The sequence below is a fragment of the Bacillus sp. FSL K6-1338 genome (assembly GCF_038006965.1).
GTDB classification, from domain to species: Bacteria; Bacillota; Bacilli; order Bacillales; family Bacillaceae_G; genus Bacillus_A; species Bacillus_A thuringiensis_S.
In genome coordinates, this window is the sequence record NZ_JBBOWI010000001.1 from 503,816 (window position 1) to 523,958 (window position 20,143).

Below are 20,143 nucleotides of genomic sequence, written 5' to 3' on the forward strand. Positions count from 1 at the left end.
AGTACAGGTATGTATACTTGTACTATTTTTTAGTGAACTATTTCAGAGTTAAATAGAAACAACTGAAATAGTTCTTTATTTTGCTATGTCTTTCGTTTCATTTCAAGTAATTTCTCTTTTGCTAATTCAACGGCAATCGCATCATCTAAATAGCCAATTGGAAAGAGATAGTCGGGAATAATATCTGTCGATAAAATGAAATAAAGTAATGCGCTCCCAAGAACTGCACGTTCTTCTTTTGAAATGGTTTCATTGCAAAATTGTTGATACATATCTGTTAATTGTTCAATAAAAGGACCAGCACTATCAATTTGCTCTAATTTGCTTGCGAAACTGTCACGAATACGATTTTCGCCTTCTGTTGTCTGGGCATAGCGTTCGTAATTTTCGAGTTCTTGTTTTACGCGAGTTGTAGTGTAATCGAAATCGAATAAGTTAGAGGATTGTAAAGTTTGCTGAATGGTATCAAGAGATGTGTACATATCCGTTTTTTCTTTATTTATGTGAGGAGAATCAGGGTACATTTCATCAAATAACAATTGGGGTGGAACTTGAAGACATTCTGCAAATTTTTGTAGATGTTTTTGTTTCGGCGGTTGTTTGCCATTAATAATTCTTGAGACCGTTGCAGGATCAATATTTGTAAGTATTCCTAGTTGGCGCATAGATAGGGCGCGTTCTTTTAAAAGTTTTTTTATTAATTTACCAAGCCGATCATTCGGGTTTTCATTAGCCATAGTGTAGGCACTCCTTTTTTAGTGTTGAAAAAATGTTGAGCATTTATTACAAGTATATGAAACAGACAGGCACAGTTGCTCAACATTTTCATAATATGCATTGAAAAGTGAGAAAAAGGGGTGACTATTTATGAGTACGGCAGGCTTATTTTCAATTTTTTTAATCGGGATCGCTTCTAATTTAGATAATGCAGGTGTTGGAATTGCGTATGGCATTCGTAAAATTCGTATTTCGTGGTTTAACAATTTTATCATCGCATTCTTTGGATTTTTATTTACTTTATTAGCGGGATTTTTTGGGAACTGGATTGCGTTATTTATTTCAGAGTTTACAGCAAACTTGATTGGAGCAATCGTTTTAGGGATAATCGGGGTGTTTATTTTATGCCAGCCTTTCTTGAGTCAAAAAAATACAGCAGGTTCTAAAGATGATAATGTACTTATGGGAATTTTACGTGATCCAGAAAAAGCAGATTTCGATGGATCTAAAACAATTAGTTTTTCTGAAGCACTTGTTTTAGGGGTTGCATTGTCTATTAATAATATCGCAGGTGGGTTCGATGCTGGAGTAACAAATTTAAACCTTTGGCTTACAGCGACTATTTCTGGGGTGTTTAGTTTTATTTGCATAAGTGGTTTTGGGTATGTAGGAAAACGATATTTAGCAGAATACTTAGGGAAATGGGCGACGGTTATTGCAGGAGTGTTATTAATTCTTATTGGGATCGATCAGTTGTTGTAAGGAGAGTAGAAAACAAGGTTCGAGTATTTCCTTGGAAATACAGCAAGGGATTGCATATATCGACGTACTTTTCTCCATACTAATACGGATTTCTTTTAAGAAAGGGGGATTTGTATGGGACGCGGGAAAGCATTTGATCATAAGAAAAAAGGGCATGATCATCAACCACCTAAAGGTGCGTTCATTCATAAAGATGTAAATGAACATACTTTGGAAGAGGAAGAGCTACCAGTAAATATTGAGGCGTATAAAAATAGTTTGAAAAAACATTAAAAGCACCTACATAGGTGCTTTTTTTACCGTATATCTTCAATTAATTGTTCGGATTCTTCATGCATACTGTACTCACTTAATACTTGAATGCAAAGCCACTTTAATTCTTCGATCGTATGCTCAAGTTCTTCAGGAAGCACATGGTGAATGTCTTCAAGTCCCATTCCGAAATGAATAAGTTCAAGTACTTGATCATCGATGTTCCGGTCCATTAATAGTTCAAGTACTTCTAAATTGAATATGTATCGGTGAGCTTCGTCGAGTGAAACAACTTTTAGCTTTAAGCTTTCTACAATACTCAATATAAAAAGAAGAATTGTTTTTTCAAGAACAGGTTGTTTTCCCATTTGAAATATTAGTTTCATCTTTCACACCTCCACATATAGCGCTAGGTTGTACTATATTATTCGGGAGGGGGGAGCAAATATGCATAATAAAGAGAAACTTTCAATACCGTTTTTGTATGGATATTGATAACAGATCAAATAAAAAAATCCCGCTATACTAGCAGGATAACTTTCCATTAAAAAATACTCCAGCCTTCTTGAGCAGAAAGAAGTTCAAGAATTTTAAAACCAGCGATACTATTTCCGTTTGCATCTAAAGCTGGCCCGAAAATACCGATTCCCATTTCACCTTTTACGCAGCCGAAAATGCCACCGGCTACACCACTTTTTGCAGGGATACCAACACGGATTGCAAATTCACCAGATTCGTTATACATACCACATGTGACCATAAATGTTTTGCAAATTTTTGTAATATGTTTAGGGATAATCTGTTTCTTTTTATATGGATCATATCCATCCATTGCAAAAATTAAGCCAATACGTGCTAAATCAATACAGTTTACTTCAACTGCACATTGACGAGTGTATAAATCCATAAGTTCTTCGATGTCACAATCGATAATTCCGTTTTGTTTCATATAGTAACAAAGTGAACGATTTAAGTAAGCTGTCTCTAATTCTGAATTGGCAACTTTAGAAGAATAATTAATAGTAGGATTATCTGTTATTTCACGTACAAAATGAAGGATACGCTCCGTTTTTTCCTCGTTATCTTTTCCTGCTAACATGCTTGTAATAGCTAATGCTCCTGCATTAATCATTGGATTAAGGGGTTTGGACGGACTTGTCGTTTCTAACTTAATAATAGAATTAAATGGGTCACCCGTTGGTTCCATTCCAACTTTAGAAAATACATATTCTTCGCCACGGTCTAAAAGGGCAAGGGCAAGTGTAATTACTTTGGAAATACTTTGAAGAGTAAATAGTGTTTGTGAGTTGCCTGCATGGATATATTCTGATTCTTTATGGAAAATGGCAATCCCTAAATCGTCTGGATTTGCATTTCCTAGTTCGGGGATATAAGTAGCAAGTTTTCCTTTTTTTGTATATGGTTTTACTTGTTCTAACAACTGTTGTAAGTTGTTTGTTTCAATGCACTGCATAGTACCAACGCTCCTATTTCGAATTAACTAAGTTTACTTTTCCCGATATGCTCGGAAATAAATAATAACATGAAAAAGTGGAATGATAAAACGAAAGTTACATGTTCTATAGCAGGTCGTTCGTTTCGCGTCCTCTGTATTAAAAAAGGAGAATTTCCCTTTTATATAACAGTTTGGAAATAGGAGATTTATCCATAAAAAATCCAAAAATAAAAACTACACATCTATACAACTATATGTTATTATGGTTATGTAAATAGAAAGCGTTTTCTAAGGCGTACTTATAATGATAACGATTTCATAAATTGAATTAGGGGGAATTAAAATGTTGCAGTTTTTACAACGTATTGGTAAAGCTTTAATGCTTCCGATCGCAGTACTACCAGCAGCAGGATTATTGCTTCGTCTAGGACAAGAAGACGTATTAAACATTCCTGTTATGGCACAGGCCGGTGCAGCAATTTTTGATAATTTAGCACTTATTTTTGCAATTGGTGTTGCAATCGGCTTATCTGTTGACGGTAGTGGTGCAGCTGGTCTTGCAGGTGCAATTGGTTATTTAGTTATGAAGAATACAACTAATGCTTTAAGTGTTACTTACTCAACAGCAGAATTAAATGATAAATTAAAAAGTGTTCAAGATTTAGTCGGTTCAGTAGATCCAACTAAATTAGCAGATACGATGAATAAAGTTTCTAAAGCAGCAGCTTTGACACCAAAAATAAATATGGCTATACTCGGTGGTATTATTGCCGGGGTTATCGCTGGATTACTATACAACAAATTCCATAAGATTAAACTACCAGAATGGTTAGGATTCTTCGCTGGAAAACGTTTCGTACCGATCATTACGTCTATTGTAATGCTTCTTTTAGGATTATTATTTGGTCAAATTTGGCCAACAATCCAAACTGGTATTGATGCAGTGTCACACGGTATTGTAAACCTAGGTTCAATCGGTGCAGGGTTATTCGGATTATTAAACCGTTTATTAATTCCAATCGGTTTACATCACGTAATGAACACTTATTTCTGGTTTGTACTTGGTGACTTTACAAATGCAGCTGGTGATCTTGTTCATGGTGATATTGCTCGTTTCTTTGCAAAAGATCCATCAGCAGGTATGTTTATGACTGGTTTCTTCCCAGTTATGATGTTTGGTTTACCAGCAGCGTGTTTCGCAATGATTGCGGCTGCTAAACCAGAAAAACGCAAAGCAGTTACTGGTATGTTAGCTGGTTTAGCATTAACTTCATTCTTAACTGGTATTACAGAGCCAATCGAATTCTCATTCATGTTCTTATCACCAGTATTATATGGTGTGCATGCAGTATTAACAGGTCTTTCTTTATTCATAACAACATCACTTGGCATTCGTGATGGTTTCACATTTAGCGCAGGTGCTATTGATTATGTTATTAACTTTGGTATTGCAACAAAACCTGTATTATTAGCAGGTATCGGTTTAATTTATGCAGCAATTTACTTTGCAGTATTCTACTTCTTAATTAAGAAGTTCAACTTAAAAACTCCAGGTCGTGAAGATGACGATGAGTTAGTTGAAGATGTGGATGCACCAGTTGCAGGTTCAATTGGTGAAACTTACGTAGCAGCTCTAGGTGGAAAAGAAAACTTAACAGTTATTGATAACTGTGCAACACGTCTACGCTTACAAGTAAAAGATGCTAGTCAAGTAAACGAAGCAGCATTAAAACGTGCCGGTGCAAAAGGCGTTATGAAATTAAGTGACACAAGTGTACAAGTTATCGTAGGTACAAATGTTGAATCTGTTGCCGATGATATGAAAAAACACGTATAAATAATGAGATAAGAGGATGTCCAAAAAGATTGATAACATCAATTTTTTACAGGATATCCTCTTTTTTTTTTTATAATTTAAAGGGAATCTTACTTTTGTAAATTTTCTTTTTCTTTTTTGTACATATGGGTTGGTAATATCTGCAGTGCGTGATAAAGTAGGGATGATATAGAATGGATTATCCATAATCTACTAAAATAAATCTTTAGTAGAGGAATTAAATTATTGGTGAGTAAGGGGAAAAAAGCAATTATGGATCAGGAAAAAAATAATGCGAATGGGAAAGCACATCGGCCGATTGTATACATAAAAAGGACAATCATTCTCGTCTTACTATTATCACTTGTATATTTCATGTATACAAAAATTGTTGAGCATAATAAGAAAGAAGAAACTTTAAAAGCGGCAGCAGAAATGAAGAAACAAGAAGAGCTAAAAAAGAAAGAAGAAGAAAAAAAGAAGCAAGAAGAACAAAAACAAAAAGAGCAGGAAGAACAAGTGAAGCAAGCGCAAGCTGCGGAACAGCCTACTGAAGGACCACCTCAAGAAATTAATGAAAACGCTCAATTGGACCAGTATTTACAAAACGCAGGATTTAGCGGGACAGCTGTTATTGTGAAGAACGGAAAAGTTCTTCTGAATAAAGGGTACGGTATGGCAAATAAAGAGCAGCAAGTACCCAATAATTCAGAGACGACTTTTTATATTGGTTCTATTTCAAAGGCGTTTGTAGCAACCGCTATTATGCAGTTGAAAGATCAAAAAAAATTACAAGTAGAAGATACTGTTGCGAAGTATATTCCAGATTTTCCACAAGGTAATAGTATTCAGCTAAAACATCTATTAACACATACATCAGGGATTCCAGAATATGAGCAGGGAAAAGAAGATATTTCTCATGAAGAACTGATAAAGCGAATAGGAAATCAAAAGCGTATTGGTGGTCCAGGAGAGAAGTGGAAGTATTCCGATTCGAACTACTCTATACTTGCATACATTGCCGAGAAGGTAAGTGGACAGCCGCTCGAAGAATATATTAAACAACATATTTTTGCTACTGTGGGTATGAAACATTCTGGTTTTGGCACAGAATTAGAACAAACAAGATTCCCATCAACGGGTTATAAAATAGTAAATAACAATATGACAACACCTAATATTCCGAGCATGTCACAACTATATGGTTGTGGTGATATATATACGAGTGCACATGATTTATATTTATTTAACGAAGCACTCTTCTCTGGAAAGTTAATTTCAAAAGAGAGCTATGATCAAATGTTTACAGGCGGAAAAAAAGATTACGGATTTGGATGGTACGTAGACCCAGGAAGTTATTCGAATCACGGTGTAATGCCAGGATGGAATTGCTTAAATGGATTTAGTAAAAGCGGAAGTGTGTATGTCGTTTTATTATCTAACATCCAAAACAACATTAAATCGTTTGGTAAAGTGAATAACGACATTTATACAATGTTGCGGAATATTGAAGTGTAAGAAACTATCCTTTTGGATAGTTTTTTTTATGCCCTTAAACAAATATTTCTTTTAGAAAATGTATGTCTTACCTATCACAAAAATATCTGTTTTGTATACATTAAGATGTATGGATGTAAAATTTTGTAATCTAAAAATAATAGGAGGAGAAGTGTATGTGTCTGTTCGGAAAATATTGGCATAAGTTATCGAGATTATTTAATAGACAATTAGGCTATTTTTTAGATGACAAATTATTGCCTGCTGTGGAACGACTTTTATTTTCGCAAAACTTTGCAAGGTTTATTCAAAGAAACTCTAAGCAAGCTACGGAAGAATTTATAAAATCAAGTCAATTTCAATCTATTATTTGTGATATTTTAAAAGAATGCAATACATCACCTTTTAAAGAAATTGCAAAGCAGTATTTAGGTAAAAACGTAGAAATTACGGTGACGGTTGGACAATTAACAGGCGTTATTGTAGCAGTTGGTGATGATTTCTTAACATTGCAAGAAGGAATAGGAACTGAAGTTTTATTACCATTTACAAGCATTATATCAATTAAAGAAGTGTAAGAAAGGAGAGTTATATATGTTATTTACTGATGAATTACGTAACCATGTTGGTGAGCTAGTGCAAGTTGTGACAGCTGTAGAAATTGTTACAGGCATTCTTTTATCTGTGATAGATGGGGCGATAATTGTGCGTACTTCTCCTTCTTATGGACCACCGGAAGATGTAATTGTGCGTACTCCTATTATTGCTTATGTTCGATTGGAAGGGTAAGCGTGATACAAGTATGAGAGTATCAGTTGTTATTCCAGCGCACAATGAAGCGAGTACTTTATCGCAAGTTTTAGTAGAAGTGGAGAAGCTCGAGCCTTACGAAATTATCGTGGTAGATAATGGGTCAACAGATGGGACGAAAGAAATAGCGTTACAACATCATTGTCACATGATTTATTATAAACATTCTCTTGGCAATGATGTTGGACGGGCTATTGGAGCTAGAGAAGCAAAAGGTGAAATTGTCTTGTTTTTAGATGGTGATATTGTTATTGATAGTAAAGAGTTACAACGTTTCGTGAAAGGGATTCAACAAGGGCATCAAATTGTTGTGAATAATTTAACATGGTCGGTTTATTTAAAGATGAGACCACATTATACGACAGTTGGAAAGTTCATGTTGAATCGTTATTTGAATAAAAAGGAGCTTGTTGTTGGATCTTTAATCGCAATTCCACATGCGATGAACAGGAAAGTTATCGAGAAACTTGGGTGGTGGAATTTAGCAGATCCAGCACTATTTCAAGCGATGGCGATGTCTAGAGGAGTAGATATTGTTGATACGGCTTCGGTCGATGTAATTCACACAAATAAGGTTCGTCCTGTGCATACGGGAACATCACCTGGTTCTCCTTATCCGAAAGCGACTAGCCGTATTATGGGTGATCATTTACGTGCTTTACAATACGTAATCGAAACATATGGTAAACGCGGCGGTTTTTCGGAGGGAAACAGGGATAGAGAGTTTATAGGGAACTATAAACCCGTTGTATTAAAGAAGGAAAAAGCGAAATATAGTGCGATTATACCAGTGTCAGAAGAAAAAATGACGATAAGATCTGTTATACAAGAAGTGAAAAAAGCAGGGGTAGATGAAATTATTGTTGTCGCGAATGGCGCAGATTTTGAGACTGTTAAACACGCAAAGCTAGAAAATGTTATTGTTGTTGAATTTACGAAGGCGCTTGGACATAATGTAGCACGAGCGATAGGTGCCATGCATGCTACGGCAGATATTTGTTTATTCGTTGATGGTGATATTGTTATTCCAGCAAAAAAACTCACTCCATTTTTGCAAGCTGTTGAAGATGGAAGTGACGTGGTTTTAAATGATTTACAATGCTTATTAGATATGTTTCATCCTGCAGATCCAATTAGTATGGGGAAATATTTTGTGAATTTAGTAGCGAAAAGACCGGATTTATGGAATAACTCATTAACGGCAGTACCACATGCTATGCATAAAAGGGTAATAGAGAAAATAGGATATGACTCGCTTGTTATTCCGCCATTAGCCCAAATGAAAGCTATTTTGGAGGTTTTTTCTATTACAGCAGTAGAATTTGTAGATGTTATAAAAACCAATCGGGTACGCCCGGAGCAACATGGGTTTGTAAATGGACGTATTCCGGCATTTGACCGTATTTTCGGTGATCAACTTGAGGCGATTGCTTATCTATTACAATATACAGACGAACGTGGGAGTTTTACGGATGGAGATCGCGATAGAGACATTATTCAACAATTGAGAAAGGAAGAAAAGAATACAGATGAATGCTAGTAGTAAAGTAGCTATTATTGGATTAGGGTATGTTGGTCTTCCTTTAGCAGTCCATTTTGCAGAAAGAGGATATACCGTACTAGGATTAGATAAAGATACTAGAAAAATAGAATCGATTATAAAAGGAGAAAGTTATATTCCAGATGTTTCTTCTAAAGTGTTACAAAGTTTATTGACTAAAAATAAATTAATAGTAAATACACCAGATAAAGGTATTACTGATTTCCAAAATAGTGATTATGTTATTGTTACTGTTCCAACTCCAATTAATGAACGAAGAGAACCAGATTTAAGTGCCCTCATTTCAGCTTCGCATTATATACAACAAAATCTCCAAAAAGGACAAACCTTCATTTTTGAAAGTTCCACATACCCAGGCACACTTGAGGAAGTTATTATTCCTATTATTTCTCAAGCCGGCAAAAAGGTAGGAGAAGATTTCTATATTGGATATTCTCCTGAGAGAATTGATCCAGCAAATAGTCAATATTCAGTTCAAGCTATTCCAAAAGTTATTAGTGGACAAACAGAAAAGTGCAAACAAAAAGTACAGGATTTATATAGTAGCATTTTTGACTTAGTTGTACCTGTTAGCTCTCCGAAAGTAGCAGAGATGTGTAAGCTATTTGAAAATATTCAGCGCTTAGTTAACATTTCTTTAGTAAATGAGTTAAACACACTATGTGAAAGTTTAGGGATTGATTTTTATGAGGTTATTGAAGCGGCATCTACAAAACCGTTTGGATTTACTCCGTATTGGCCAGGACCAGGGATAGGGGGGCACTGTATTCCCGTAGATCCTTTATATTTTCAATGGAGAATAAAAAAGAATGGGGCAATTAGTCAATTAATTGAGGCGGCACATGTAATTAATGAAGAAATGCCAGAGAAAATTGTCCGGAAAGTAAAGGGCATGGTGCAATCACCCGGACTAGTTTTAATTGTAGGAATCGCGTATAAGAAAGATGTAAATGATTTGAGGGAATCACCGGCTTTGCCAATTATTCAATTACTAATAAAAGAAGGATACAAGATAAAATACCATGATTCATATATTTCTTCTGCAGAAATTGGAGATAAGGTGTATCAATCCGTTGCCTTGGATGAACAAACAGTTAAAGAGGCAGGTTGTATTTTAATTTTAACTGATCATTCTAATATCGATTGGAAGCTTTTTAAAGGAATGAACCGAGTAATAGATACAAGGGGAATTATAAAGAAGGTGAGTGTATGAGTAAGAAATGTTTAATTACAGGTGGGGCCGGATTTATTGGATCTCATTTAGCTGAAGAGTTGGTTAGAAGGGGTTATGAAGTCACGATTGTGGATAACTTCTATAAAGGGAAAAATAAGTATCATAATGAGCTAATGAGAGAGATGCGGGTTATTCTAATAAGTGTTTTAGACAAAAATTCTATTTATGAGTTAGTAAATCAACATGATGTAGTGTTTCATTTAGCAGCAATTTTAGGTGTTAAAACGACAATGGAAAAAAGTATAGAGCTCATTGAAACGAATTTTGATGGAACGAGAAACATTTTACAAGCAGCATTAAAAGGAAAGAAGAAAGTAGTTTTTGCATCTACTTCCGAAGTATATGGCAAGGGCAAACCGCCTTTCTCAGAAGAAGGGGACCGATTGTACGGGGCAACTTCTAAAATACGTTGGAGTTATGCAGTGTGTAAAACATTAGAAGAAACATTATGTTTAGGCTACGCATTAGAAGGTTTACCGGTAACAATTGTTCGTTATTTTAATATTTATGGTCCAAGAGCGAAAGATGGTCCGTATGCAGGGGTAATCCCGCGATTTATCAGTGCGGCCCTGCAAGGAGAAGATATTCTCGTATATGGAGATGGAAAGCAGACACGTTGCTTTACGTATGTAAGTGATGCGGTAGAGGCAACGATTCGAGCAATGGATGAGAAGGTAAATGGTGAGATTATTAATATAGGTTCCGAGAACGAAAAGAGTATAAAAGAAGTAGCAGAAACAATTAAAAAACTAACGAAATCTTCTTCAAAAATTATACAAGTTCCTTTTGAGGAAGTATATCCACATGGCTTTGAAGAAATTCCAAATAGAAGGCCGAACGTAACGAAGTTAAGAGAGCTTGTTCAATTTCAAGCGACAGTAACGTGGGAACAAGGATTGAAAGAAACTATTAAGTGGTTTCATGAAGAAAACAATGGCTAAGTCGCTATCAGTTATTATTCCTGCAAGTAATGAAGTGGATACAATTTCAGACGTTATTCAATCGGTAAAACCGTTAAATCCAGTAGAGATTATTGTAATAGCAAATGGTTGTAATGATGGTACAGAAGAGGTTGCTAATCGGTTAGGATGTAAAGTAATCAGGCATACAGAACTATTAGGAAACGATGTTGGACGTGCAGTTGGCGCAAAATATGCGATAGGTGATGTATTACTATTTATAGATGGGGACTTTGCTATTCCAACTTCAAAATTACAATTGTTTCTTAATCCGATTTTACATGATCAGACTGACATCGTTTTAAATAATTTGGACGCATTGTTTTTAAAGAAACAAAAACCCCATTCTGTTACAGTGTGGCGTCAAATATTAAATGCAATGTTAGAGCGTGAAGAATTAAAAATAGATTCTTTATTATCTGTACCTCATGCGTTGACGAAAGAAGTCGTCCAGAGTATTGGATACGAATGTTTAGTTAATCCTATTGTAGCTCATTTACGTATAGCACAAAGTAAATGGAGAATTAGCCGTCATTGTGCTATTGATGTTATTACGCCGAATAAATTTCGACCGGTTGAACATGCTGCATATGGCACGAGCCTTTCTCAATCTGAAAGAAGAATGATAGGTGATCATATAGAAGCTGTTGCGGAACGGATAGTAAGCAGTGATACACGCGGGGGATATTATGATGGAAATAGGAAAAGGAATAGCGTCTATCATACTTTAAATTTCGAAGATTTTTATCAAGGATGGGGCGTTACATCCAATTTGTATAAAGGAAAGCAACTATCGGTTGTTATTCCTGTACAAGATGAAGAGAAAACAATTGGAAACGTTATAGAAGAGCTTCGTAAAATTGAACCTTTTGAAATCATCGTCGTCGTAAATGGTTCGTCAGATAAAACAGCAACGATTGCAAAAGACAAGGGCGCAACGACAATTGTATATAAAGAAGCCCTTGGAAACGATGTAGGGCGTTCACTTGGAACTTATTTTGCAAAAGGAGAAATTGTGTTATTTATAGATGGTGATTTTGTTATTCCAGCTAGGGAGCTATATCCTTTTGCAAAAGCTATTGCAGATGGAAAGGACGTCGCATTAAATGATTTAAATCATTATTTAGATCTAAGAGTACCACTTCATCTTGTAACTGCGTTTAAGTATGCACTAAATTTAGCTTGTGATAGAAAGGATTTAGGGGTAGGATCACTTATTGCGGTACCTAATGCATTTAGCCACAAGTGTTTGAAAGCAATTGGGTATAAATCTTTATTGTCACCTTGTGTAGCACAAGTGAAGGCTCTTCTTTCTGGATTTGAAATTGCGTGTGTATATCGTGTTGAGGTTGATAAGATGAACCGTATTCGTCCCAGTGAACATTTTGCAAAAATAGGTCATCCTCCAGCTGTACTTCGAATTATAGGTGATCATATAGAGGGACTAGAGCAAATAATTGCATTAACAGACAATCGTGGCGGATTCTATGATGGCAATAGAAAAAGAGATGTTTTATAGAAGTAACAAAAAAGTGTACAACATGTGTACACTTTTTTGTTCTGTTATAAAAACTATAACAGATTAGGAGATAAGAGTATTACAGCTCTACAATGGGTATTGTTCTTATATTACAAAATAGGACTCGTATATAAGAATACCAAAAAAATACAATTAAGGAAAGGGTTAATTTTAAAGACTTTTAAATGAAGTTACCACTATATATATAGTGGTTTGCTCAACTTTTCACAAACATGTCACAACTATTTCGTTCACTTTCTTAAAAAAGTAGTATTCTAAGTGTGTAAGCTGTTATATAAAAAATCTTAGTCCTGTACTAATCAAAAATGGAGGAGATTAGGATGACTCAAGTATTAGAAAATGTTAAAAACGCATGGGAAAACTTTAAAGGTGAAAAATGGAAAGCAGAGATTGATGTTCGCGATTTCATTTTAAATAATGTAAACGTTTTCGAAGGAGACGAATCTTTCTTAGCAGAAGCAACTGAAGCAACGAAACAACTTTGGGATCAAGTAATGGATTTAACAACAAAAGAACGTGAAAACGGTGGCGTTCTTGATATGGATACAAAAATTGTTTCTTCTATTACATCACATGACCCAGGATACTTAAATAAAGATATTGAAAAGGTAGTCGGTTTCCAAACTGATAAACCATTTAAACGTTCTTTACAACCATATGGTGGTATTCGTATGGCGGAGCAAGCTTGTGAATCTTATGGATACGAAATGGACAAAGAACTTAGTCGTATTTTTAGAGATTGGAGAAAAACTCATAACCAAGGTGTATTCGATGCCTATACACCAGAAATGAGAAATGCACGTAAATCAGGCGTTATTACTGGTCTTCCAGATGCATACGGTCGTGGACGCATTATCGGTGACTATCGACGCGTAGCATTATATGGTATTGATCATTTAATTGAAGCGAAAAAAGCTGATTTAAATTTAACTGGCGGTGTAATGAGCGAAGATACAATGCGTTTACGCGAAGAATTATCTGAGCAAATGCGTGCACTTCAAGAACTAAAACAAATGGCTGCTTCTCATGGTTTCGATATTTCTAAACCAGCAACAAATGCACAAGAAGCGTTCCAATGGTTATACTTCGCATATCTTGCGGCGATTAAAGAGCAAAACGGAGCTGCAATGAGTCTTGGACGTACTTCTACATTCTTAGATATTTACATTGAAAGAGATTTAGCAAATGGTACTTTAACAGAAGAAGAAGTACAAGAAATTGTAGATCACTTCATTATGAAATTACGTCTTGTGAAATTCGCAAGAACACCTGATTATAATGAATTATTCTCTGGTGACCCAACTTGGGTAACTGAATCTATCGGTGGTATTGCATTAGATGGTCGTCCATTAGTAACAAAGAACTCATTCCGTTTCTTGCATACATTAGATAATTTAGGACCAGCTCCAGAACCGAATTTAACAGTTCTTTGGTCTAAACAATTACCAGAGAACTTTAAAAACTACTGTGCGAAAATGTCCATCAAAACATCAGCAATTCAATATGAAAATGATGACATTATGCGTGCTGATTACGGCGATGATTACGGAATTGCTTGTTGTGTATCTGCAATGAGAATCGGTAAGCAAATGCAGTTCTTCGGAGCTCGTGCAAACTTAGCGAAAGCATTATTATATGCGATTAACGGTGGTAAAGATGAAAAATCAAAAGCACAAGTTGGTCCTGAGTACGCACCAATTACTTCTGAAGTATTAAATTACGAAGAAGTTATGCATAAGTTTGATATGACAATGGAATGGTTAGCGGGTCTATATTTAAACACACTAAATGTTATCCATTACATGCATGATAAATATAGCTATGAACGTATTGAAATGGCACTTCATGATACGAATGTTCTTCGTACAATGGCAACAGGTATCGCGGGTCTATCTGTAGTAGCAGACTCATTAAGTGCAATTAAATACGCACAAGTAAAACCAATCCGGGATGAAAACGGTATTGCAGTGGACTTCGAAATTGAAGGAGACTTCCCTAAATACGGTAACAATGATGATCGTGTAGATGAAATCGCTGTAAATCTCGTGAAAACATTTATGAATAAACTTCGTAAACATAAAACATATCGTAATTCCGTTCATACAATGTCAATTTTAACTATTACATCTAACGTTGTATACGGTAAGAAAACTGGTAACACTCCAGATGGACGCCGTACTGGAGAACCATTTGCACCAGGTGCAAATCCAATGCACGGACGTGATACAAAAGGTGCATTAGCTTCATTATTATCTGTAGCTAAATTACCATATGAAGATGCACAAGATGGTATTTCTAATACATTCTCTATTATTCCAAAAGCACTTGGTAAAGAAGATGATGTACAAGTACGTAACTTAGTATCTATGCTTGATGGCTATGCAGTAAAAGAAGGCCATCACTTAAATATTAACGTATTTAATCGTGAAACATTAATGGATGCAATGGAACATCCTGAGAAATATCCACAATTAACAATTCGCGTATCTGGTTACGCTGTAAACTTTATTAAATTAACTCGTGAACAACAAATTGATGTAATTAACCGTACAATGCATGAAAGCATGTAAATGAAAAAAGTGTCCCTTCGCTCTTAATATATAGCGAAGGGAGGCTGTTTCAATAAAGGAGGAAGTAACATGGTAAAAGGAAGAATACATTCTGTAGAGTCTTGTGGTACTGTTGATGGCCCAGGGATTCGTTATGTCATATTTACACAAGGGTGTTTATTACGTTGTCAATATTGTCATAATGCTGATACTTGGGAAATCGGTAAAGGTAAAGAAATAACAGTTGAAGAAGTGATGCAGGATGTGACATGTTACCTTCCATTTATTGAAGCCTCCGGAGGCGGTATAACAGTTAGCGGTGGAGAGCCATTATTACAGCTAGACTTTTTAATTGAGTTGTTTAAAAAGTGTAAAGAGGCTGGTATCCATACAACAATCGACTCTTCGGGTGGTTGTTATTCTGAGGAACCAGAATTCCAAAGTAAGCTAGATATTTTAATGGATTATACAGATTTAGTTTTATTGGATTTGAAACATATCGATTCCAAAAAGCATCGTAAATTAACAGGGAAACCAAATGAACATATTTTACAATTCGCTCGTTATTTATCGAATAAGGATAAACCGATTTGGGTACGACACGTATTAGTTCCTGGTGTTACGGATAATGAAGAGGATCTACAAAAACTATCTAGCTTTATTCAAAGTCTGTCTAATGTTCAAAAAGTTGAAGTGTTACCATATCACAAGCTTGGTGTATATAAATGGGAGGCGCTTGGACATAAGTATCCACTCGCAAATGTAGAACCACCTACTGAGAAAAATGTAGAACATGCTAAACATATTTTACAAGCGGTCTAATCCAAATATTGGATTAGGCTTTTTGCTTTCTTTACAATAAAATCTAGAGTATATATTGATAAAAGAGTATACTGAAAGTAGAATATCCATAATTTTGTACGGAATAAGTGGAGAAATTTACATAATTGTAAAGGGAAATCAAAATAGTAAAAAGAATTAAGAAGTAAAAGAGTGAGTATCATGGAATAGAGAACATTTGTAAGTTATTGCGAAAGCTCTTATAGGAAAGTATAATGTAAAGATATGAGCACAGATAGGATTAAGGGGTCAATCTTATATGCTTTGCATATCCACGACAGGTACATAGCTGAAAAGGGAATTATTAGAATCTGTTTATGTAATTTTTAAGGAAAATGTTTTTCCTATTGTCGTATATGCAATATGGAGAAACAAAAAGCTAGGAGTGGATTTGTTTGATAAAAAACCCCAAGGTTTTAATATTAACTGCACATTACGGTAATGGTCATGTGCAAGTAGCAAAAACATTAGAACAAACATTTCGCCAAAAAGGAATTGAAGATGTTATTGTATGCGACTTGTTTGGAGAATCACATCCATTTATAACTGACATTACAAAATATTTATATTTAAAAAGTTATACAATAGGAAAAGAATTATATCGTTTGTTTTATTACGGGGTAGAAAAAATTTATGATAAGAAAATAGCATCTTGGTATGCGAACTTTGGAAGAAAACGTTTGAAAACACTGTTACAGGTGGAGAAACCAGATATTGTAATTAATACATTTCCAATTATCGCTGTACCAGAATTGAAGAAACAAACAGGGATTTCAATTCCTGTCTATAACGTATTAACTGATTTTTGCGTGCACAAAATATGGATTCATCGAGAAGTAGATCGTTATTTTGTTGCAACGGATCACGTGAAAGAATTGATGGTTGATATCGGTGTACCTGCGGAACAAATTGTTGAAACAGGAATTCCAATTCGGAGTAGTTTTGAGTTAAAGGTAAATCCAGACATCATATATAATAAATATCAGTTATGTAAGAATAAAAAGATTTTACTAATTGTAGCAGGTGCTCATGGGGTATTAGGAAATGTAAAAGAACTATGCCAATCATTTATGTCAGTGCCTAATTTACAAGTAGTTGTCGTTTGTGGGAAAAATGAAGCTTTAAAACAGGATTTATTAAGTTTACAGAATCAAAATTCCGATGCATTAAAAGTGTTTGGGTATGTTGAAAATATTGATGAATTATTCCGAGTTACTTCGTGTATGATTACGAAGCCAGGCGGAATAACATTAAGTGAAGCAGCAGCGTTGCAAGTACCTGTCATTTTATATAAACCTGTTCCAGGACAAGAAAATGAAAATGCGATGTACTTTGAAAAAAAAGGAGCAGCAGTTGTCATTCGCGATGATAGTGAGGTTTTTGCAAAAACAGAGGCATTATTACAAGATGATGTGAAGCTTCTTCAAATGAAAGAAGCAATGAAAAGCATCTATCTTCCAGAGCCAGCTGGTCATATTGTAGATGCAATTTTGGCAGAAAATCATGCAGAACCGCGGCATATACCTATTAAATCACCTGCTCTTGCACAATCTTTTACTTAATATGAAACCCTCTTTGTATATGTAAAGAGGGTTCTTTATTATTTTCAAAGAAAATTCAGCTAGTTATCCACAAAAGGATTGCGCTTTCATTAAACAGTAAAGTCGGAATATTAACAACTATATCCACATTGCCCACAATTTTTAGAAAAATATCCACAATTAAAACAGCTGATATATACTTTAATATAGAAAAATATTAAATGTTTTTGAAAATTACTAACAATTTCGTTGGTTTTGTGGATAAAGTTGTCCACAGCAAAAAGGACCCTTATGTATAAGGGTCCTTTTTGCTTACTTCTATCAGTCGAGAAAATTATGTAATGAAAATGAATAATTAGGGGGGAAACTTCTAATTATTCATTTTCACTTTAAATGCTTTTCGAGCGATATCCTGCTGCACGATCTGCTTTTTGAAATTCTCGTTGATAGAGAACTTCTTGTGTACTAGATAATGTATTTTTTGCTTTATCACGTTTCTTTTTATCCATTACAAATCACCTCGTGTCTTAAAGTTACTATTTATCGTTTCCAAAGACATGAGGGGATATACGCATATGGAAAATGTTAATGATTGATTATCATTTCAGAAAATTTAGATTATGCTTCTTTTAATTGATGAGCATCTTGGAAGGTTGTATCTCGCATTGTAGCAAGTGTGTATTGATCTTTTGGAATTTCATATAAGTTATATACTTCTTCGTTTGCGTTAATTTCATCATATACGGCTTTTCTTGTTTCGTTTGCTAGATTTACATATTGCAGTTTTTCTGCAGCTTTAATAGAACGAATATTTATTTTACGAATACGCATGAAGATTGTTTCAATATCTAATTCATAGAAAAGTTCACTAAAAAATGAATCTTTTGCTAATTTATTATAGCCTTTTCCATGATATGGTTTGCCGAGCCATGTCCCGAGAAACCCAGCTTTTTCTTGCACATCAAATAAAGTAATTGTTCCGATGGGGTTACCCCATTCATCTAAAATTGTGCGTGAAATTAATTCACCACGCTCTTCAGCTTCAATTGTTTGTTTCGTTAAGAATAAATATTCTTCATAAGAATAAGCCTTTTGACGCACAAAAGGGAAGACAGCTGGATCCACCATTAACTCGTATAGAACGTGGCTGTCGTGTAAGTCGCGTTTTTTCAACATACTAACTCCTCCTCACACGAGGGTAGCATGACGAAAAAACACCCCACCCTCGAAATTTTTATATCAATCTTTAAAAAATTTCGGGGTGGGAATCGAACCCACTAGAACCAGTTTCTAACGCTGGTGGCGCACCATTTGCCTTCCCCATTCATCAATTTGAAAATGATAATCACGACACAAATTGATTATGGTTTCATTCAGTTTATAATCGTATAATACTTTATCTAGTCAAAAAAATAAACTAGTTTTTTTTATTTTTTTTGTAAATTATTTTTCCATCAATCATAGTTAGTACAGGCTTGGCTAAATAATGAAAAGGATGATGAGTCCATAACACGAGATCGGCGTCTTTTCCAACCTCGATACTTCCAATTCTATCCTCTAAACGCAAATTTCGCGCTGGGAATATGGTGATTCCTTCTAGTGCTGTTTTCTCATCTAACCCTTCTCTTACTGCAACAGCAGCACAAATATTTAAATATTGAATGGGTGTATAAGGATGGTCTGTCGTTATAGAAACTTCCACACCATTTTTGGATAATATATGGTAAGTATCCCATGTCTTGTTTTTTAGTTCGATTTTAGAACGGCGTGTCAGAGTGGGACCAACTGAAACCTTTAAATTGTGTTTCGAAAGCTCTTCAACAAGAAAGTGTCCTTCTGTACAATGTTCAATACGTAGATCGAGGTTGAATTCCGTTGCAAAGCGTAGCGCAGAACTAATATCATCTGCTCGGTGAGCGTGGATACGTACGGGTATTTCACGACGTAATGCTTTTAAAATAGGAAGCATTCGAAAATCAGCTTCGTGCCCGTAGTGTTGTGCTTCATAGAATGATTCCCGTAGTAACCCCATAATCCCCATACGTGTTATGGATTCTTTCGTTCCATTACTATGGACCTTTTTAGGATTTTCTCCAAAGGCAATCTTTAAACCAGCAGGTTCTTGAATAATCATATGATCAATACAAGTTCCAGCTGTTTTTATTACACAAGTAGTACCCCCGATAATATTTTGACTACCAGGCATAACGTGAACGGTTGTAATTCCATTTTGCACAGCGTCTTGAAAGGCAATATCGAAAGGGTGGATACCATCTAAAGAACGAATATGTGGTGTTGAAACTTCAGATGTTTCATTGGCATCATTTCCAGCCCAACCAGTACCTTCATCATAGAGACCAAGGTGAGTATGGACATCAATAAAGCCAGGTAAGAGATGGAGTGCCCGTGCATCTATAACGGTCATATCTTGAGTAGGTTGAATAAAAGGTTTGACCTCGGTAATTCGCTCTTCTGTAACGAGTACATCGCCTTGAAACTTTGGAGATGTAATAGGGTATACAATGGCTTGTTTGAGCAATATTTTCATAGGTACCTCATTTCTGTTACTTTATAATGCTAATGGAAGTTAAGGGAAAGTAACTGAAAGG

At 35.2% G+C, this 20,143-nt stretch carries 20 protein-coding genes and 1 pseudogene; 15 read left to right on the forward strand and 6 right to left on the reverse strand.

The window, feature by feature from the left end; all coding sequences use genetic code 11:
* Positions 1-83 precede the first annotated feature (83 nt).
* Complete coding sequence (locus NZ044_RS02685) at positions 84-737, reverse strand: DUF1232 domain-containing protein (protein WP_001262777.1); 654 nt, start codon at positions 735-737, stop codon at positions 84-86.
* 130 nt (positions 738-867) lie between these two features.
* Between NZ044_RS02685 and ytaF the strand changes: the two genes are divergently transcribed.
* Together ytaF and NZ044_RS02695 are read left to right on the forward strand one after the other, a co-directional pair.
* Positions 868-1,479: a sporulation membrane protein YtaF gene (ytaF, locus tag NZ044_RS02690; protein ID WP_000100730.1), complete on the forward strand. Its 612-nt coding sequence runs from the start codon at positions 868-870 to the stop codon at positions 1,477-1,479.
* 114 nt (positions 1,480-1,593) lie between these two features.
* The gene (locus NZ044_RS02695) at positions 1,594-1,752 is read left to right on the forward strand and encodes a hypothetical protein (protein ID WP_000532409.1); all 159 of its coding nucleotides are present in this window, start codon (positions 1,594-1,596) and stop codon (positions 1,750-1,752) included.
* Positions 1,753-1,775: 23 nt separating this feature from the next.
* On the opposite strand, the gene NZ044_RS02700 is transcribed toward NZ044_RS02695, so the two are convergent.
* Positions 1,776-2,117: a DUF3969 family protein gene (locus NZ044_RS02700; RefSeq protein ID WP_000766603.1), complete on the reverse strand. Its 342-nt coding sequence runs from the start codon at positions 2,115-2,117 to the stop codon at positions 1,776-1,778.
* Positions 2,118-2,275: 158 nt separating this feature from the next.
* On the reverse strand, positions 2,276-3,205 hold the full coding sequence (gene glsA / locus NZ044_RS02705) for a glutaminase A (RefSeq protein WP_001149847.1): 930 nt from the start codon (positions 3,203-3,205) through the stop codon (positions 2,276-2,278).
* A 69-nt stretch (positions 3,206-3,274) separates the two neighbouring features.
* Here glsA and NZ044_RS02710 point away from each other — a divergent pair, with 69 nt between their 5' ends.
* From NZ044_RS02710 to NZ044_RS02770, 13 genes and pseudogenes are all read left to right on the forward strand, one after another.
* Positions 3,275-3,388, forward strand: a complete 114-nt coding sequence (locus NZ044_RS02710) for a transcriptional regulator (protein WP_079245029.1) — start codon at positions 3,275-3,277, stop codon at positions 3,386-3,388.
* A gap of 142 nt (positions 3,389-3,530) precedes the next feature.
* Entirely contained in the window at positions 3,531-5,024 is a 1,494-nt protein-coding gene (gene nagE, locus NZ044_RS02715) for an N-acetylglucosamine-specific PTS transporter subunit IIBC (RefSeq protein WP_000938888.1), read from the forward strand.
* A gap of 252 nt (positions 5,025-5,276) precedes the next feature.
* On the forward strand, positions 5,277-6,521 hold the full coding sequence (locus tag NZ044_RS02720; RefSeq protein WP_000371815.1) for a serine hydrolase domain-containing protein: 1,245 nt from the start codon (positions 5,277-5,279) through the stop codon (positions 6,519-6,521).
* Positions 6,522-6,676: 155 nt separating this feature from the next.
* Entirely contained in the window at positions 6,677-7,078 is a 402-nt protein-coding gene (locus NZ044_RS02725; RefSeq protein ID WP_098506750.1) for a DUF2642 domain-containing protein, read from the forward strand.
* 16 nt (positions 7,079-7,094) lie between these two features.
* Positions 7,095-7,289: a hypothetical protein gene (locus NZ044_RS02730; protein WP_098506749.1), complete on the forward strand. Its 195-nt coding sequence runs from the start codon at positions 7,095-7,097 to the stop codon at positions 7,287-7,289.
* 13 nt (positions 7,290-7,302) lie between these two features.
* Positions 7,303-8,850, forward strand: coding sequence for a glycosyltransferase family 2 protein (locus NZ044_RS02735; protein ID WP_098506768.1), 1,548 nt, complete (start codon positions 7,303-7,305; stop codon positions 8,848-8,850).
* On the forward strand, positions 8,840-10,084 hold the full coding sequence (locus tag NZ044_RS02740) for a nucleotide sugar dehydrogenase (protein WP_000994265.1): 1,245 nt from the start codon (positions 8,840-8,842) through the stop codon (positions 10,082-10,084). The genes NZ044_RS02735 and NZ044_RS02740 overlap by 11 nt, the downstream gene beginning before the upstream one ends.
* Entirely contained in the window at positions 10,081-11,046 is a 966-nt protein-coding gene (locus tag NZ044_RS02745) for an NAD-dependent epimerase/dehydratase family protein (protein WP_000037051.1), read from the forward strand. The genes NZ044_RS02740 and NZ044_RS02745 overlap by 4 nt, the downstream gene beginning before the upstream one ends.
* A complete protein-coding gene (locus NZ044_RS02750) occupies positions 11,039-12,583 on the forward strand; it encodes a glycosyltransferase family 2 protein (RefSeq protein WP_012614731.1) in 1,545 nt (514 codons plus the stop codon). The genes NZ044_RS02745 and NZ044_RS02750 overlap by 8 nt, the downstream gene beginning before the upstream one ends.
* Positions 12,552-12,772: pseudogene (locus NZ044_RS02755) on the forward strand (hypothetical protein). Before NZ044_RS02750 ends, NZ044_RS02755 begins: the two are co-directional and overlap by 32 nt.
* A 152-nt stretch (positions 12,773-12,924) precedes the next feature.
* Complete coding sequence (gene pflB, locus NZ044_RS02760) at positions 12,925-15,174, forward strand: formate C-acetyltransferase (RefSeq protein WP_000195467.1); 2,250 nt, start codon at positions 12,925-12,927, stop codon at positions 15,172-15,174.
* 69 nt (positions 15,175-15,243) lie between these two features.
* A complete protein-coding gene (gene pflA / locus NZ044_RS02765) occupies positions 15,244-15,975 on the forward strand; it encodes a pyruvate formate-lyase-activating protein (RefSeq protein ID WP_000238468.1) in 732 nt (243 codons plus the stop codon).
* A 413-nt stretch (positions 15,976-16,388) separates the two neighbouring features.
* Positions 16,389-17,555, forward strand: a complete 1,167-nt coding sequence (locus tag NZ044_RS02770) for a diglucosyl diacylglycerol synthase (RefSeq protein WP_000594686.1) — start codon at positions 16,389-16,391, stop codon at positions 17,553-17,555.
* A 368-nt stretch (positions 17,556-17,923) separates the two neighbouring features.
* Here NZ044_RS02770 and NZ044_RS02775 read toward each other — a convergent pair whose 3' ends face one another.
* From NZ044_RS02775 to NZ044_RS02785, 3 genes are all read right to left on the reverse strand, one after another.
* The gene (locus NZ044_RS02775; RefSeq protein ID WP_000358482.1) at positions 17,924-18,043 is read right to left on the reverse strand and encodes a YfhE family protein; all 120 of its coding nucleotides are present in this window, start codon (positions 18,041-18,043) and stop codon (positions 17,924-17,926) included.
* 109 nt (positions 18,044-18,152) lie between these two features.
* Positions 18,153-18,710, reverse strand: a complete 558-nt coding sequence (locus NZ044_RS02780; RefSeq protein WP_000914737.1) for a GNAT family N-acetyltransferase — start codon at positions 18,708-18,710, stop codon at positions 18,153-18,155.
* Positions 18,711-18,951: 241 nt separating this feature from the next.
* On the reverse strand, positions 18,952-20,082 hold the full coding sequence (locus tag NZ044_RS02785) for an amidohydrolase (protein ID WP_000698293.1): 1,131 nt from the start codon (positions 20,080-20,082) through the stop codon (positions 18,952-18,954).
* Positions 20,083-20,143 lie beyond the last annotated feature (61 nt).